This is a genomic window from Halomonas dongshanensis (assembly GCF_024790395.1).
GTDB lineage: Bacteria > Pseudomonadota > Gammaproteobacteria > Pseudomonadales > Halomonadaceae > Vreelandella > Vreelandella dongshanensis.
Genome location: NZ_JAJISC010000009.1, coordinates 58838 through 74575, shown reverse-complemented (window position 1 = coordinate 74575; position 15738 = coordinate 58838). Strand labels below are relative to the sequence as shown.

18 protein-coding genes are annotated in these 15738 nt (G+C 62.6%); 8 read left to right on the top strand and 10 right to left on the bottom strand.

Translation table 11 applies throughout. From position 1 onward, the window contains the following. Positions 1 to 98: 98 nt before the first annotated feature. Entirely contained in the window at positions 99 to 575 is a 477-nt protein-coding gene (locus tag LLY24_RS16830) for a Dps family protein (protein ID WP_259037469.1), read from the bottom strand. 262 nt (positions 576 to 837) lie between these two features. Next, the gene (locus LLY24_RS16825) at positions 838 to 1968 is read right to left on the bottom strand and encodes a glycerate kinase (protein ID WP_259037468.1); all 1131 of its coding nucleotides are present in this window, start codon (positions 1966 to 1968) and stop codon (positions 838 to 840) included. 109 nt (positions 1969 to 2077) lie between these two features. Here LLY24_RS16825 and LLY24_RS16820 point away from each other — a divergent pair, with 109 nt between their 5' ends. The 4 genes from LLY24_RS16820 (at position 2078) to LLY24_RS16805 (ending at position 4939) form a co-directional block, all read left to right on the top strand. After that, a complete protein-coding gene (locus LLY24_RS16820) occupies positions 2078 to 2623 on the top strand; it encodes a hypothetical protein (RefSeq protein WP_259037467.1) in 546 nt (181 codons plus the stop codon). After that, positions 2620 to 3000 (top strand): hypothetical protein, encoded by a 381-nt coding sequence (locus tag LLY24_RS16815; protein WP_259037466.1) that lies wholly within the window; start codon positions 2620 to 2622, stop codon positions 2998 to 3000. The genes LLY24_RS16820 and LLY24_RS16815 overlap by 4 nt, the downstream gene beginning before the upstream one ends. A 39-nt stretch (positions 3001 to 3039) precedes the next feature. Further along, positions 3040 to 3726 carry a DUF1007 family protein gene (locus LLY24_RS16810; RefSeq protein ID WP_259037580.1) on the top strand — a complete coding sequence of 229 codons (687 nt, stop codon included), beginning with the start codon at positions 3040 to 3042 and terminating at the stop codon, positions 3724 to 3726. Between the two features lie 82 nt (positions 3727 to 3808). Further along, on the top strand, positions 3809 to 4939 hold the full coding sequence (locus LLY24_RS16805) for a nickel/cobalt transporter (protein WP_427854572.1): 1131 nt from the start codon (positions 3809 to 3811) through the stop codon (positions 4937 to 4939). 10 nt (positions 4940 to 4949) lie between these two features. Here LLY24_RS16805 and LLY24_RS16800 read toward each other — a convergent pair whose 3' ends face one another. Next, positions 4950 to 5375: an HIT domain-containing protein gene (locus LLY24_RS16800; RefSeq protein WP_259037465.1), complete on the bottom strand. Its 426-nt coding sequence runs from the start codon at positions 5373 to 5375 to the stop codon at positions 4950 to 4952. A gap of 206 nt (positions 5376 to 5581) precedes the next feature. Between LLY24_RS16800 and LLY24_RS16795 the strand changes: the two genes are divergently transcribed. Next, positions 5582 to 5725, top strand: coding sequence for an entericidin A/B family lipoprotein (locus tag LLY24_RS16795; RefSeq protein WP_259037464.1), 144 nt, complete (start codon positions 5582 to 5584; stop codon positions 5723 to 5725). Positions 5726 to 5803: 78 nt separating this feature from the next. After that, the gene (locus LLY24_RS16790) at positions 5804 to 6142 is read left to right on the top strand and encodes an I78 family peptidase inhibitor (protein ID WP_259037463.1); all 339 of its coding nucleotides are present in this window, start codon (positions 5804 to 5806) and stop codon (positions 6140 to 6142) included. Positions 6143 to 6167: 25 nt separating this feature from the next. Here LLY24_RS16790 and LLY24_RS16785 read toward each other — a convergent pair whose 3' ends face one another. The 7 genes from LLY24_RS16785 to LLY24_RS16755 all read right to left on the bottom strand — a co-directional run bounded on the left by LLY24_RS16785 (position 6168) and on the right by LLY24_RS16755 (position 13304). Further along, complete coding sequence (locus tag LLY24_RS16785) at positions 6168 to 7193, bottom strand: ion transporter (RefSeq protein ID WP_259037462.1); 1026 nt, start codon at positions 7191 to 7193, stop codon at positions 6168 to 6170. 37 nt (positions 7194 to 7230) lie between these two features. Continuing rightward, complete coding sequence (locus tag LLY24_RS16780) at positions 7231 to 7749, bottom strand: acyl-CoA thioesterase (RefSeq protein WP_259037461.1); 519 nt, start codon at positions 7747 to 7749, stop codon at positions 7231 to 7233. A gap of 84 nt (positions 7750 to 7833) precedes the next feature. Next, on the bottom strand, positions 7834 to 9144 hold the full coding sequence (locus LLY24_RS16775; RefSeq protein ID WP_259037460.1) for a short-chain fatty acid transporter: 1311 nt from the start codon (positions 9142 to 9144) through the stop codon (positions 7834 to 7836). 180 nt (positions 9145 to 9324) lie between these two features. Next, a complete protein-coding gene (locus tag LLY24_RS16770) occupies positions 9325 to 10650 on the bottom strand; it encodes an MATE family efflux transporter (RefSeq protein ID WP_259037459.1) in 1326 nt (441 codons plus the stop codon). Beyond that, positions 10647 to 10895 (bottom strand): YfhL family 4Fe-4S dicluster ferredoxin, encoded by a 249-nt coding sequence (locus LLY24_RS16765; RefSeq protein ID WP_259037458.1) that lies wholly within the window; start codon positions 10893 to 10895, stop codon positions 10647 to 10649. The genes LLY24_RS16770 and LLY24_RS16765 overlap by 4 nt, the downstream gene beginning before the upstream one ends. Before the next feature lie 79 nt (positions 10896 to 10974). Beyond that, positions 10975 to 11457: a pantetheine-phosphate adenylyltransferase gene (gene coaD, locus LLY24_RS16760; protein ID WP_259037457.1), complete on the bottom strand. Its 483-nt coding sequence runs from the start codon at positions 11455 to 11457 to the stop codon at positions 10975 to 10977. Then, positions 11454 to 13304 (bottom strand): beta-ketoacyl synthase, encoded by a 1851-nt coding sequence (locus LLY24_RS16755; protein ID WP_259037578.1) that lies wholly within the window; start codon positions 13302 to 13304, stop codon positions 11454 to 11456. Before LLY24_RS16755 ends, coaD begins: the two co-directional genes overlap by 4 nt. Before the next feature lie 211 nt (positions 13305 to 13515). Here LLY24_RS16755 and trmB point away from each other — a divergent pair, with 211 nt between their 5' ends. Next, a complete protein-coding gene (gene trmB, locus LLY24_RS16750) occupies positions 13516 to 14190 on the top strand; it encodes a tRNA (guanine(46)-N(7))-methyltransferase TrmB (RefSeq protein ID WP_259037456.1) in 675 nt (224 codons plus the stop codon). Next, positions 14187 to 15722 carry a D-alanyl-D-alanine carboxypeptidase/D-alanyl-D-alanine endopeptidase gene (gene dacB, locus LLY24_RS16745; protein WP_259037455.1) on the top strand — a complete coding sequence of 512 codons (1536 nt, stop codon included), beginning with the start codon at positions 14187 to 14189 and terminating at the stop codon, positions 15720 to 15722. Before trmB ends, dacB begins: the two co-directional genes overlap by 4 nt. Positions 15723 to 15738: the final 16 nt, after the last annotated feature.

Here is a 15738-nt window from a genome sequence, read left to right as displayed (position 1 = left end):
TACGACGCAAGACGGCGCCTTCACGGCGCCGTCTTGCGTTACTGCTTCTCAGCTACTGGCTCACAACGTCATTGCTTTGCGCGCTTGCCATAGAGGCATCAACGGCCAAGGTAGGCGTTGAGCATCCACACGGTTTTTTCCTGCTCGCGGATGTAATCGCTTACCTGCGAGGCGGTACCTTCATCGTCGGCGTCGGAGGCCAGCGAAAGCACTTCGCGCTGCAGCTCGATCAGCGTCTGAAAGCCCTTGAGAACGCCTTTGACGCAGGTCTTGCCGTCGCTGACGTCCTTGTCTTCCTGAATGTGCGAGAGCTTGGCGTAGTCGCTGTAGGCGTGTACCGGCTTGTGCCCCAACGTCAGGATACGCTCGGCGACTTCGTCGATCTTGGTCAGTAGATCGGTGTAGAACTCCTCGAACTTGACGTGCAACTCGAAGAAGTCGTTACCCTTGATGTTCCAGTGGTAACCCCGCACGTTCATATAGAAAATCTGGTAGTTGGCCAGCAGGTGATTGAGTTTCTCGGCGAGCTGGCTGGCGCTGGCTTCGTGAAGACCAATGCTGTTGGTATCGGACATCTCCTACCTCCTTGTCGTGGGCCACGAAGCGGCCCGTTCGCGTTGGTTCCAGAATAGATCGTGCTCGGTGCCGGGTAAAACGAGTTTTCTATATCGCCCCCATACAGGCGTTGCATGAGCGCAAGAACTTGAGCGCAAGCACTTGAGCGTAAGAACATGAACGCAGGGCAGGCGGCACCGCCGTTCTAAAAGAGATGCTGGCGCTGGCTGCGTTTTTCAAGGGGGCTCTTCGTGAGCTTGCAACACGGCCTAGCCGCACGATTTAGCCATACGACCAGAGGCCGGCAAGGCTTAGGGTGCGGGCTTCCAAAAGCTCGGCAGTGCGCGGCAGCGCTTGCTCTAAGGTCATGGGGCCGTCCGCCAAGGCAAAGGCGGCGCTCACGCCTTCGTCGAAGCACGCTTCCCAGCCGTCGCCGAGGCTTCCCGCGAGCACGATCACGGGAAGCCCTGCGCGCTTGGCGGCGCGTGATACGCCGATGGGCGTTTTGCCCGCTAGACTCTGGCCGTCTAAACGACCTTCGCCGGTGATCACTACGTCGGCCTTGGCCAGCAGCTCGGCGAAGGCGACCTGCTCCATGATCATTTCGATGCCGGGGCGTAGCGTCGCTGCGAAAAAGGCACGGGCGGCAAAGCCCATGCCGCCCGCTGCACCGGCGCCTGGTAGATCGCGGTAGTCGGCACCAATGGTGGCGGCGGTGACGTCGGCGAAGCGCCCAAGCGCTGTGTCGAGCGTGGCAACGTCGGCGGCGCTGGCGCCCTTTTGCGGGCCGAAGATGGCACTGGCGCCGCGCTCACCCAGCAGCGGATTGTCCACGTCTACGGCGGCTTGAACGTCGAGGCTTGATAGGCGTGGATCGAGCGCGCTGAGATCGAGCGTGGCAAGCTTTGCCAGGGCAGCGCCGCCGGGAGGCAGCGCGCGTCCTTCGGCATCGAGCGCGCGCGCGCCGAGTGCGCATAGCATCCCGATGCCGCCGTCGTTGGTGGCGCTGCCACCGAGCAGCAACAGGGCGCGCTCGGCGCCCTGATCGAGGGCGGCAAGAAAGAGCTCGCCAACGCCGTAGGTCGAGGTATGTAGGGCGTCGCGCTCGCTCGGGGTCAAGTGCTGCAGGCCGCTCGCTTCTGCCAGTTCGATAAACGCGGTACGCTGGGCGGCAAGCCAGCCCCAAGCGGCGCGGCGCGGGCGCCCTAGCGCATCGCTCACCTCGATATGGCGGCGCTCGGCCTGCGTTGCTGCGATCAATGCATCGAGGCTGCCTTCGCCGCCGTCGGCCAGCGGGCAACAGGTCGTCTTGGCGTCGGGGTGTCGGCGCAAGACGCCTTTGGCCATCGCCTCGGCGGCGTCTTGAGCGCTTAGGGCATCTTTGAAACTATCGGGACACAACAGCACATGCATGGGGCACCATCTCCTGATTATCTTGTCTTTATCACAGCGAGCTTAAGCGCCGATGCGGCTAAAAACCAGCGCTTCTAACCACCAGCGGCGCGCCTCGAAAGGAGTCGTTATGAAGTCTATCCCATTGACCCTTGCCTGCGCCGTCTTGTTAGCGGGGTGCCAGGTAACGCCTGATCGCCTACCTCAGGCAGAGCCGCTACCGGCCGCATCGTGCCATTTTCCTTACGCCGCCGATGACGCGCTCAAGCATAGCGTCGATGTGCTGACCGAGTGGGGCTTCAAGCTTGACAATAGCGATACCGCACTCGGGCTCGTCAGCGCCAGCCGCGCGCGTGAACTACATGGCTACTACGACCCCTACGATAATGCCTACGGCTATGGCCGCGGGTTTCGGCTCTTCGGCGGCTATGGTGTAGCGCGTCACGGTGGTATCGGCGTGGGCTTTGGCACCGGCATTGGTCAGATCCCCACCGAGGTCGAACGGGTCTCGATACTCGCAAGCGACGATTATCTGCGTATTACCCGCGACATTCGTCGTTTCGACCACCTGGGCGACATGCGCGAGTCCTACACCGCCAGTAACGACGACTTCTGCCAGCGCTTTGCCCAAGCCTTGCCGCGTGCGACAAACCCGAACCTAGGAGAGAGACGATGAAACGGCTGCAATGGGGAACATGGCGCCGCCTTGGCTGTCTTGCCATGGTGGTGGGGCTTGCGGGGTGTGCCGCAACGCCGCCGCCAGAGCCGCGTGAGCTGACCTACGCGGTGCCCGCCGAGACCACCTTTCGCCAGGCGGTAGAGTTGATGATGGAGCAGGGCTACGTGGTGCGCTATGCCGATCTCGATCTGGGGCGCGCCGAGGCGACCCTGGCGCGTTGGCCGGAGTACCGTTTGCAGCTGCAGGTCGACGATCAGGGTAGCGCGCAAAGCCGTGTCAGCGTCATGGCACAGCGCGGTGGCCAGGCGCTGCCGCCTTATCTGCTGGATCCTTGGCTGGTGGCGCTGCAGCGGCGCCTTGGCGTGGCGCCTTGAGCAGCCGTGTTGGATAGCACGTTTGACAGCATGAGTACGATGGGAGATGGCGTGATAGTACGATTTCGATGCAGCGCAACCGCGCTGCTAATGGGCTTGGCCGTATGGAGTTTGAGCATGTCGGCGCTAGCTCACCCGCACGGCTGGATCGACCTTAGCGTACGTGTCATCACCGACGAGGAGGGCAGGGCCACGGGGCTGCACCAAACATGGCGAATGGACCCTTTCTATAGCTTGGTGGTGTTCGACGAGCTTAGAAACGTACCGGGAAGCTCGTTCGAGGAGGGGCTCGATCAGTTAGGCGGCGAGATTCGTAACAATCTTTCGACTCAGCATTACCTGACCGAGGTAACCCTCGACGGCGCGCCGCTTACGTTTGGCGATGTCACCGAGTATACCGCCATGGAGCATAACGACCGCTTGACGTTTATGTTCATTCTGCCTTTCGAGACACCGCCGCCGCTCGAAGGCAAGCGTTTACAGTATCGCGTATTCGATCCTACCTACTACATCGAAGTGGTGCACGAGGCCGACCATAACGTGCCGCGTGACGATGCGCTGGTTCACCACGGTGAGCCGAGCTGCGAGCTCAGTATCGATCTTGCCAACCCCGATCCGGAGCTTGTGCTTCAGGCGGCACTGCTTGATATCAACGACGACGGCGGTACCGAGCTTGGCCAATTCTTTGCCGAAACCGGCAATGTGGACTGCCGAACGGGCGAGTAAACAGTGCCGAAAAGTTAGCCGATTATTTTTTTCTATGATTATTCAATGCTCTATTGGGTTTTAGAGGTAAAGGAGTGTGAGGGTGTCAGGAGCACGTAAGTGGATTTATTTGGGCGCTGCGCTAGTGGCGGGGATTTTTATCTTCACCCTGCTGCACGGCGAGTGGCGCGCCTTAAGTCTTCACCTGTTGATGTGGCAGCGCGATCTGCACCGCGGTTTGACGTTGGCGATCATGGAGCTGGCCCAAGCGCCGTCGACCACTACCTGGCTATCGCTGATGGGGCTGAGCTTCGGCTACGGTATTTTCCACGCGGCAGGCCCTGGCCACGGTAAGGCAGTGTTATCGACCTATCTCGCCTCCCACGGTGGCGCCGTCAAGCGTGCGTTGGGGCTGTCGTTCGCCGCCTCGCTGATGCAGGGCGTAACCGCCATCGTCATGGTCATGGTGCTGGTGCACGGCCTTGGCTGGGTCACCCGCCGGGCGATGGGCGGCGTCGCTTGGGTGGAGCAGACGAGCTTCATGCTCGTCGCGCTCCTGGGCCTCTGGCTCTGCTGGCGCGCGCTTGGCCAGCTGCGCCGCGCCTATGCCGCAGACCCAGCCAGCGTCGCCCCTGCGCCCGCTACGGCTATGGCAGGCAACAGCGCCGGGCCTGCTGCAGGATTTGCTCCCGTCAGTGGGGCGGGTTCGGCATCGGGCGCTGCTCCCATGTACGCCTTCTCACCCGTTGCCGCTTCTGCTCGGCCCAGCAATGCCGTGCATACCCATGTGCACGATGCCCACTGCGGCTGCGGCGGAACGCATCATATCGAGCCGTCCCAGGCGCTGGACTGGCGTACGGCGGGGATGACGGTGCTGGCGATCGGTATGCGTCCCTGTACCGGCGCGGTGCTGATCTTGGGGGCTGCGGGGCTCTTGGGCCAGTTTGCCGTGGGTATTACTGCCGTCCTGGCGATGTCGATCGGTACGGGGATTACCGTCTCGGCGCTGGCGCTGCTGAGTCTTTTCGCTCGCGAATGGGCCACGCGGCGGCTAAATCGTCAGCAGGCCAACACGGCCTGGGTGCACAAGCTCACGGGATGGGCGGCGCTGACCGGCGGCGCCGTCATCGTGGCGCTGGGTGTTTCGCTCAGCGTGGTCGGGGTAACCCAGCCAACCGATAGCCCACTATTCAACTCCTCCCCTGCGGCGCGCTCGGGTGGGCCTTTGGGCTAGGAAGCGGTAGCTAGGACAGTGCTCGTGTCAGCTCGGCGCAAAGCGCGCTTAGCTGCTCCCGGGTGGCATCAAGGGCGCCATCTGCGTAGGCGAGAGGGCAACCCTGGCCCCATACCGGCCCCGGCCAGCTGTCGTCGCCCTGGCGGCGTATCACCACGTGAAGATGAAGCTGGCTCACCACGTTGCCAAGGGTAGCGACGTTGAGTTTGTCGCCTTTGAACGCGGTCATCATCGCCTCGCCCAAACGCGTACCTTCCTCCCAGAACTGACGCTGCTCTGCTTGGTTAAGCGCGAAGACCTCGGTGATGCCAGGTCGGCGCGGTACTAAAATGGCCCAAGGGTAGCGCGCATCGTTCATTAGCAGTACGCGACACAGCGGAAGCTCGGCAATGGTGTACGTATCATTTTCCAGGCGTGGGTCGAGGGTAAAGGTCATCGCGAGCTCCTGCTCAGGAAAAAATCAGATAGGGAGTCGCCATCTTAAGGTGGGCAAGCTGTGACGAAAAGGCGAAAGCACGCCCAGTAGGCAAGATTCGTTGATCTTTGTTACTCTGATAGTGACTTGCCGACCGGTAAGGATACCGACGCGCAGATCATCGATCTGCGCAACAATACGTGAAGGAAGACGTGAAGGAGAACACCATGAAAAAATTATTCGCGCTGAGCCTGGTACTGCTGATGTCTGCAGGTGCTTTGGCAGGCTGCAACACCGTTGATGGCGCGGGCAAAGACGTCGAGCGCGGCGGTGAAGCCGTCCAGGATGCGGCTCAAGACGCTTCCAACTAAGTCCAAGGCGCCCGGCATGCCGGGCGCTTTTTTTTGCAGCTCTTTCCCTCCCATTGGCTATCTCCTAGGATTCTCCCCATGCGCTCACTCTCTCTCGTTCTGGGCGGCTGTTGCCTGTCCCTGCTCACTGCCTGTGTCTACTCGCCCATGCCTGAAACGGGTAATGCCAGCGATGTCGAACCAGCGCCGCCGCCGCCTACGCTCGAGCAAACGGGCTCTACCTGCGATGCGGGCCAGCTCGACGCCACCGGGCGCGACTTCGACGAAGCCCAGGTCGAGGAGCTCAAACGCGCCAGCGGCGCGCGCCACGTACGCGTCCTGCGCCCTGGCGATGCCGCTACCATGGATTACCGCATCGACCGCCTCAACATCCGCCTCGACGACAACGACCGCATCAGCGCTCTGGGCTGCGGTTAACGCCACAAGGGCTTGAGTCGCTGCCTCACTCGTAGCGCTCTTTCCAGCGCTGGCGGCGAACGTGGTCCTTGAGCATTTCGAGGGCGTCGATGATGATCGCTTCGGTGACCTGATGGCTGCCCTCATCCACGTTGAGCCAAGTGTCGAAGCCGCTTTCGGCGGTGCGCTCGACGAGTTGGCGAAAGGCCGGAGTATGGATGCCCAGCGCGAGCTCGTCGACTAAGCGCCGGGCCGTATCGCTAAGCGAGGCCTCTAGCGCCTGCGTTACCGCGTTGCCCATGGGCAGGCGTTCGAGGCGTCTGAGCTCTGGGCTTTCGCGCAGCGTGCGTACGATCACGTCGCTGATGTGTGCCATGGCCGCTTCGCGATTTTGCTGGTAGGCGCGCCCGGCGGTCTGCTCGACGCGCTGCACGATCTCATGGATTAGCTGCTGCTTGCGCGGCATGATGACGCGCTCGACCACCTGCTCGGTGAGCGAGTCGCTCGCCCCCACCTGCTGCTGAACGTTGCCCAGCAGACGCAACGCGATGCGATCGGAAAGCTCTTCGAGCAGGATGTCGTAATACTTGGCAACGAAGCGGTAAGCCGACCAGCGCGTTACATCGATCAGTTTGAGATTGTGTAGCCGGTGGAGGAGCGATACCACGCGCAGCGCGCGCAGCCAGCGAAAACCGGCTAGCGGAATGCAGCCGAGTACGTCGTACCAGTGAATGAACGGATAGAAGAACCAGCGGTGGTAGCGCCGCTCGATGATGGCGGCGGCCCAGCCGATCAAGACATCGACCGCGAACAGCGTAACGAAGGCGAGATCGATGGCGAGAAAGCGCTGATGGATGACGCGCTCGTAGTCTGCCTGAAGGGTAGGTGCCAAGGCAGCAAAAGCGTCGTTGAACGGTGGAATCAAGTAGAGCGTATCGAATACGATCAGTGTCAAATTGGCCATCACGGCCAGCAGAATCAGCAGATCCCAGCCGACGTGGACGATTTCGATCCCGCGCGGCAAACGCGGGCGTTGGCGCCGCGGTAGAAAACCTTCCCTCTCTTCCAGCATGCACACTCCTTTGGCTCGATGGTTTTCTTACTTGCCCTCAATGATGCGACTGATGCTGCTGCTGTGCGAGTTTTTCTTCCTGCTCGGCCTGTTTACGGTGCTTCTTGCGCAGCGCGGCCTTTTCGAAGCGCAACTGCTGAAGCGGCGTTTCCAAGGTCAGCGGCGGTACGCGCGCGGGCTTGCCATCGGCATCGACCGCCACCATGGTCAGGTAGCAGCTGTTGGTGTGGCGAATCAATTTGTTGCGAATGTCTTCGGCGACCACTTTGACGCCGATCTCCATGGAGGAGCGACCAACGTGATTGACCATGGCGAGAAAGGTGACCAGCTCGCCGACATGAATCGGCTGCTTGAAAAGCACCTGATCGACCGAGAGGGTAACCACGTAGTGACCCGAGTAGCGGCTGGCGCAGGCGTAGGCGACTTCATCGAGTTTCTTGAGAATGGCGCCACCGTGCACCTTGCCGCTGAAGTTGGCCATGTCGGGTGTCATCAGCACGGTCATCGAAAGCTCGTGCTGGCCGGGAATGAGGTTGGCGTCGGTGGATGCGCTCATGCGGGTTCCTTATCGGGTGTCTTTGCGTGACACGCGACGGCCCACCAAAGTGGGCCGTCGCAGCTAGGTAAGTCGATTCTACGTTCAGAACCAAACCAGGCCCACCGAAATGATCACCCCGGTGACGAACAGCTGGATCAAGCAAAAGCCCATGATGTCCTTGGCCTTGAGCCCGGCGATGGCGAGCACCGGCAGCGCCCAGAAGGGCTGGAGCAGGTTGGTCCAGGCATCGCCCCAAGCAACTGCCATGGCGACGCGGGATATATCGGCGCCGAGCGCCTCGGCTGCAGGCAGCATGACCGGCGCCTGCACCGCCCACTGACCGCCGCCGGAGGGCACGAACAGGTTGACGATACCGGCGCTGATGAAGGTCCAGAAGGGTAGCGAGGTTTCGGTGGCAAACGACACCAGCCACGCCGACATGCTCTCAGCAAGCCCTGACTGGATCATGATCGCCATAATACCGGCGTAGAAGGGGAACTGGATGACGATCCCGGCACCGCCTTTGATCGCCTCGTTCAAGCTATTGAGCAGGCTGCGCGGCGTGCGGTGGAGCACGATGGCGAGGAACAAGAACATGAAGTTGACCACGTTGAGGTTCAGCCCGCCGCCACGCAGGAAGAAGTGGTCGAGCAGAAACAGCAGCCCCGGCACGCCGACCAGCAGCGAAAGCGTCAGGCTATTCTCCAGTCGCTCCGCCGGGCGGGTAATCCGCCCTTGCGTCTCGGGAGCGTCGTCCAGGAGGCTGGCATCGACGTAGACGCTATCCTTGGCGTCCGGCAGCATCAGGCGGTTGACCAGCGGTACGGCGACGAACAAGCAGACAACGATGGCGAGATTGAAGAAGGCGAAAATGGTCGAACCGGTGCCGATCACGCCGATCTGATCGGCGGCGAAGTGGCCTTCAGTGGCGATGGTGAGCGGCACCGAACCGGCGAGCCCGCCGTGCCACACCACAAAGCCAGAGTAGGCGCTAGCGACCAGCAGGCGATAGTCGACCCGCACAAGGCGCGCGAGCTCCTTGGCGAACAGCGCGCCCACCACGAGCCCAAAGCCCCAGTTGATCCAGCTGGCGGCGAGCGACACCAAGGTGACCAGCACGATGGCACCACCCGGGCTCTTGGCGGTAGCGGCCAGGCGTTGAAGCAGGCGCTTGACTGGCGGCGAGCTTGCCAGGATGAAACCGGTCACCAGTACCAGCAGCATCTGCATGGAGAAATTCAACAGCCCCCAGAAGCCGTCGCCCCACATGCGCAGCACGTCCAGCGGCGATTGACGCTCGATGGCAATCGCCGCCACGGCGGCCACGAGGGTCAACAGCAGCACGAAAATATAAGGGTCCGGCAAGTAGCGCTCGACCAGCTTGACCGCTGGCTTCGATATCGTTTTTAGCATGGCAGTGGCTCGCTCGGTGTCATAAACGGTAGGCAGTCGCGCACCAAGGCGCGCTCCTTGTTGGCCACTATAAGGGCGCGCGGCGCCGGGCGCAGTTCGCTCTTGGTCGTGTTCCCCACCGCCTCACGTTAGCTCAGACGAGCGAAAACGCCACCTTGGGCGTCAACGCCATAATCAGTATCAATGCCAATAGTGGCGGCGGTAATGGCGGTAATAGACGACCAGCGTCGCGGAGCGAACCAGCATGAACAGGCTAAAGGCAAACCACAGGCCGTGGTTGCCGAAACCTTGAGTGAGCCACCAAGCGGGAAGGTAGGCGGTCAGGCCAATGAAGATACTGTTACGCATCTCGCGCACGGCGGTCGCGCCGATGAAAACGCCATCGAGCAGATAGCTAACCACCGCTACCAGCGGCAGCAGTACGATCCAGGGTAAGAAGTGGGCTGCCGCCTCGCGTACCTCACTGAGCCCGGTGAGCAGGGCGATCAGGGCGTTGCCGCCCAGCGCGAATACTATAGCCGCGCATAGTGCGGTCCAGAACGAGAAGCGGGCGACGCTTTTCACCGTAGTGGCGAACTCGCGCCAGTCGCGACGGCCGAAGGCGCGACCCACCAAAGATTCGGCGGCGTGAGCAAAGCCGTCCAAGGCGTAACTCGTGAGCAAGATGAACTGCAGCAGCACGGCGTTGGCAGCCAGCAGCGTATCGCCCTGGCGCGCGCCTTGCGCAGTGAAGAAGGCGGTCGCGAACAAAAGCCCCAAGGTGCGTACGAACAGGTGCGCATTGACGCTAAAAAGGGCCTGATAGGCGGAGAGGGCGATGAGGCGCTGACGCTGGAAGTGTCCCTGCAAGTGTCCCAGTTGGCGCATTACCAGTACCGCCCCGAAAAGCAGCGCAGCGTAGTCGGCGATTACGCTGGCGAGCGCCACGCCGTTACTGGTCATGCCCAAGCCGACCACGAAGACAATGTCGAGCACGATGTTGACGCTATTGGTCAGCACCAGAATCATTAGCGTGACGCGGGCGTTTTGCTGGCCCAGAAACCAGCCCAGGATGGCGTAGTTGGCGAGCACCGCCGGGGCCGACCAGAGGCGTATCTCGGCGTATTCGCGCGCCAACGGCGTGGCCGCTTCGCTGCCGTCGAGCAGGGTGAGGCCGAGCGAGACGAGCGGTGAGCCGAACAGGATCAATAAAACGCCGATGAGAAGCGCCATGATCAGCGACTGGCCAAGCAGGTTGCGTACGTCGCTGTGAGCTTCGCGCCCCATTGCCTGGGCCACGAGCCCGGTGGTGCCCATACGCAGAAAGCCAAAGCCCCAGTAGAGAAAACCGAACAGCGTTGCCCCTAGGGTCACGCCAGCCAAATAGCGCGAATCGGGCAGGTGGCCCACCACGGCCGTGTCGACCAAACCCAGCAGCGGTACGGTGACGTTGGAGAGAATGATCGGCCAGGCGAGCGCCCAAACGCGTTGCTGCGTCGTCGTGGTCGTTGCGGGGAGCGTGCTCACGCAGCGGTGATGATGCGGTATTTCTCCATTAGCTGGTCATGCGTCTCCTGGCGCTCCGGGTCGAGCGGAATGCAGTCGACCGGACACACCTGCTGGCACTGAGGCTCGTCGTAGTGGCCCACGCACTCGGTACATCGCGCCGGGTCGATGATATAGATCTCCTCACCGGGCGAAATGGCGTCGTTGGGGCATTCGGGTTCGCAGACGTCGCAGTTGATGCACTCGTCGGTAATCATGAGCGACATGGAGAGACCTCGCGGTAGCTGGCGGATTCGAAAATCGGCGTCAACCGATTTCCGACTATTTTACTCAACAATAGAGGTTCTAGGTAGTGTAGTGGCGTTGCAGGGCGCTTGCGACCTCGGGATGCACCAGCTTGGAGACGTCGCCGCCGAGCTTGGCGATCTCACGCACGATGGTCGAGGAGATGTAAGAGTTCTCTACCGCCGGAGTCAGAAAGACGCTATCGAGCTCGGGGTTTTGCGCCCGGTTCATGTTGGCCAGCTGCAGCTCGTACTCGAAGTCCGAAGCTGCGCGCAGCCCGCGCACGATGATCGTTGCCTGCTGCTCACGCATCAAGGTGGTGAGCAGCCCCGAAAACCCCACTACGCTGACGTTGGGCAGCGCGCCTGTGACCTTGGTGATGAGCGCGGTGCGCTCCTCGATATCGAGCAGAGGGCGCTTGCCAGGGCTCGCCGCCACGGCGACGACGATACGATCAAAAAGCCGTGAGGCACGCTCGATGATGTCGACGTGGCCGTTGGTCACAGGGTCGAAAGTGCCAGGGTAGACGGCAACGGTGCTCACGACTCCTCCTCCAAGCGGCCGAAAGGATTGGCCACTTTCATCGATACCGGCTGGGCGTAGCCCGGAATATGGATGCGATCGGCGTGAATATCGAGCTCGGGGCCTTCGAGCACCGACTCGCCGAACTGATAGCGTGGTGCATAGTGACCTTTGTCGGCTGCGCTCAAATAGGCCGCAGCGCGCTCGCGTACGCCTTCGCGCTTGGTTTTCCAGACGCTAAGGGCTGCCTGGCCGTGGCGCTGGGCTAGCAGGCGCTCGGTCACGCTGGGCGAGAGCAGCACACCGGTGGCGTTGTTGCCGCCAAAGCCCTTGGCGTTGATGAAAGAGGCATCGGCCTTGAACGCCATCGGCGTTTGCGAGAAGCGCAGACGTTCGGCGTAGACGTCGTCGGCCACCGCGTCGAGCGTGGGGATGCCCGGTAGCAGATCGTGGGCGAAGCCGCTCAGAGCACTCACTACCTGATCCCCCGCCGCGGTGCCCTGCGAGTGGCCGATGAACGCCTTGATCGCCACCACCGGCCAGTCGTGCAGGTCGTGAGCGCGGGCGATCTCGTCGAACACGTGGGACTCGGTCACCCGGTTCTTGGGCGTGCTGGTGCCGTGGGCGTGCAGGTAGGTGCGCGTCTTCAGCGCGCGTTCGCCGAGCATATCGCGCACCAGCGCCGTGGCTTTGCCGAGCGTTAGGTAGTTGCCGATGCCGGGGGCCGAAATCGAGCGCTTGAAGCCGTCGGCGTTGACGAAGACGTCGGGCACAGCTCCGAGAATCTCGGCGCCGAGTTCGAGCGCCAGGGCGTCGTCCATTAGCAGCACGAACTGGCTCGCCTCGGCCATGGTGAAGCCGCAGTTGAGCGCAAAGGGGCGGCAAGCGCGCTGATAATCGGCGTCGGTGAGCAGCTCCAGCGCATCGAGCGCCTTGAGGCTGGCGTCGTCGGCAAGCGCCCCCATGACCCGAAAACCCTCGATGATCTCAGGTGTGATGGGGGCGTCGCTGGTACCCACCATGACCACGCGGCGACGCCCAGCGCGAATGTCCTCGACGCCCAGGCGCAGGTTGTAGAGAAACGAGGCGCAGGCGCCTAGTGCAGCACCCGTGCTACCTACGCTACCGAGCACGTAGGCGTTGAGAAAGTCGGCGGGCATCTGGCCATAGCCGAGCGGCATCTGCTTGGAGGTGGCGCGATTGCCGCTGGCGAAGCTCTTGAGCAGCCCCCCCCAGCCCTCGTCGTCCATCTGGCCGATGGAGTTGCCCGCATAGACGCCGATCAAATCAGGATCGAGCTGCTGACGAATCTGCTCCCACTCGAGGCCACTGGCCTCCAGACAGTCGCTGGCGGCGAAAATCGCCATGGCGAGGCCGCGCGGATGGTGCACGCTGCGGTAGAGGCTGGCTGGCTCGAACCCGCTAGGGAGCTGAGCGGCCGTGCTCACCTTGGCCGTCTGAGCGTCGGGTAATAGCACGTCGAGCGTGCCCGCAGGCAGGGTGACCTCGACCTGGCGGGCGTCGATCTCTCTCACCTGCCAGTCGTGGGGCAAGCGGTCGGGCAACTGGCGGCGCTTGACGCGAAAGCGCAGCGGCTCGGCGAATACAAGGCTTGCCTGACGGTTGGCGGGAATGCCCTCGGCGAGAAAGCGCGGGTCTTCGTTGCGACGAATCAGGGTGTGCTTGAGTACCCGCTCGCGCAGCGCCTCGGCACTGAGCGCTGTGGCGTCGCCGGGTTCGATCAGGCGCATGAGCGCCGCCAGACTCTCGATGGTCTGGCGCTGCTGGTCAGCGGGTAGGGCATCTAGAACGGTGCGGCGAAAGGCCTGATGGCCCGAGGTTCTGCCGGCCGGACTGACGCCGCCCATGCCGACGATCACCGGTAAGTGTGGCAAGCCGGGTTCCTCGTGGTGCGGTGGTGACAAAGACGGTGATGACCGTGCGCACGCGCAGGGCGATGGCGCATCCTACATCAAGTGGTGGGATCATAGCACCGGGCACGCAACGGCGTCATGCCGCAACGCTGAAGGACTGATAGAATCATGCTCTTTTAGCGCCATCCCCTTTAGTGAATCCTGCATGCATCACACTTCACGCCCTGTGACCTCCAACCAGCCAGGCCCCCATCGCGACGTCGAAAAGCGCGTTCGCCGGGCGCTGGCTACACCGTTGCAAAAACCGGTGGCCGCGCATACCCAGCGCGCCTTCGAGGCGGCCAACGCCTGGCTCGGTGCCCGCCGCGCGCCCCTGATCCTCGATGCCGGTTGCGGAGTAGGGCTATCGACGCGGGCGCTGGCGACGTGCTTTCCCGAACACAGCGTGATTGGCGTGGATCGTAGCGAAGCGCGCCTCGAGCGCGAGCACGGTGCACTGCCCGATAACGCCCTGCTGGTGCGCGCCGATCTGGTCGATTTTTGGCGTCTGGCCCACGCGGCGGCGTGGGCGCCCGAACGTCACTACCTGCTTTACCCCAACCCCTACCCCAAGGCGTCGCACCTCAAGATGCGCTGGCACGGGCATCCGGTCTTCCCTACCCTGTTGGCCTTGGGTGGGGCGCTGGAGCTGCGCTCCAATTGGGCGCTTTATGTCGAAGAGTTCGCCCAGGCGGTGCAGTGGGCAACGGCAAACGAGCCCACGTGGGGGCGCTTCGAGCCCGAAGGGAGCTTTTTGACGCCCTTCGAAGCCAAATATCACCGCAGCGGGCAAACGCTTTGGCGTCTGCGCGTTGCGCTCGAACACAAGACGTACCCATGAACGATTCAAGCGAGCAGCGAAGAGGAATACAGGGCAATATGGTGACGATGCAGTGGGCAGCAGCAGGGCGTTTGGCAGTGGCGCCTGGAAAAGGGCGTTTAGCGCGCGGCCTGACGCAGGTGGGGATCGCAGCGTGTTTGGCCCTGACAAGTGCCAGCGCTTGGGCCGATTTCGCCCGCTTGGGCGCACTGCAAAACCAAGGGTTTGCCATCAGCGCCGAAGCGCGCATGCTCGATAGCGGGGAAGTGCTGGCCAGCATCGATGCCGAGCGCGAGCTTACGCCTGCCTCTGTGACCAAAGCCTACCTTGCTGCCGCAACGCTCGATCGCTTTGGTCCCCAGCACCGCTTCACCAGCCAGTTCGTCACCTCAGGCTCGGTGCAGGAGGGCGTTCTCTATGGCGACTTGGTGTTCGAGGGTGGCGGCGACCCGAGCCTGACCACGGAGAATCTCTGGCGTCTGGTACAGCGATTGCAGCAGGCCGGGGTGCATCGTGTCGAGGGCAGCCTGGTGGTGAGCCAGTGGCGCTTTGGTCCGGTCACCTGTATTACCAGCGACCGCTGTAATGCCCAGCAGCGGGTCACCAACGCCTATAGCGCGCCGCTCTCATCGGCGGGAGTCAACTTTGGCAACTGGTGCGCCACGGTGGCGCCAAGTGCAGCCGGAGAGCCTGCCCGCGTAACGCTGTGCGACGGCCAGACCTCGATGATCACCATCGACAACCAGGTGGTGACGCGCCCGGCCAACAGCGGCACCGAGATCAGCGCCGAGCGCATCACCGACGAGCGCGGCGACGTTCTGCGCGTTAGCGGCCAGATCTCCACCAACGCCGCTGCGCGCGATGTCTATCGCGGCGTGAGCGATGCCGCCGAGGCGAGCGCTGAGGTCATTTCCAGCATGCTGAATCAGGCGGGCGTGGCGGTCAGCCAGCCCTGGCAGGTCAGCTCGACGCGCCCGCCGAGCAGCGCCCAGCGCCTGGCCGCCGTCGATGGTCAGCCGCTGCAGGAAATCCTGCTGCGCTTGATGAACTACTCCAACAACTACATGGCCGACATGCTGGCGCTGAACCTGGTCGACGGACCACAGGCCCAGCTACGCCAAGCGGGGGCGGAAATCGAAAACTTCGTCTCCCAGTTCCCCGGCCATGGGCCGGTCACACTCTATAGCGGGAGCGGATTGACCACGGAAAACAGCACCTCGGCGCACGGCGTTACCGTGCTGCTGGAGGAGATGTTTCATCGCACGGCGCTGTTTCCAAGCTACGTGGCGGCCTTTCAGTCGCCTGCCAACGGCGTCATGCGCTTCATTCGCCGTGGCTCCTCCACCTTCCAGAACAGCGTCATGATCAAGACCGGCACGCTCAATCAGCCCGTTACTGTGCGCGCACTGGGCGGTTACTTTCGCACCGCGCAGGGGCGCTGGGGCGTGTTTAGCGTGCTGGTCAACGGCACGAGCAGTACGCCTTACCTCAGCTGGTCGGAAGTGCTCGACCCGCTGTCGCTGGATATGGATGCCATGATTCTGGCCAACTGACACCACCGTTCACCGC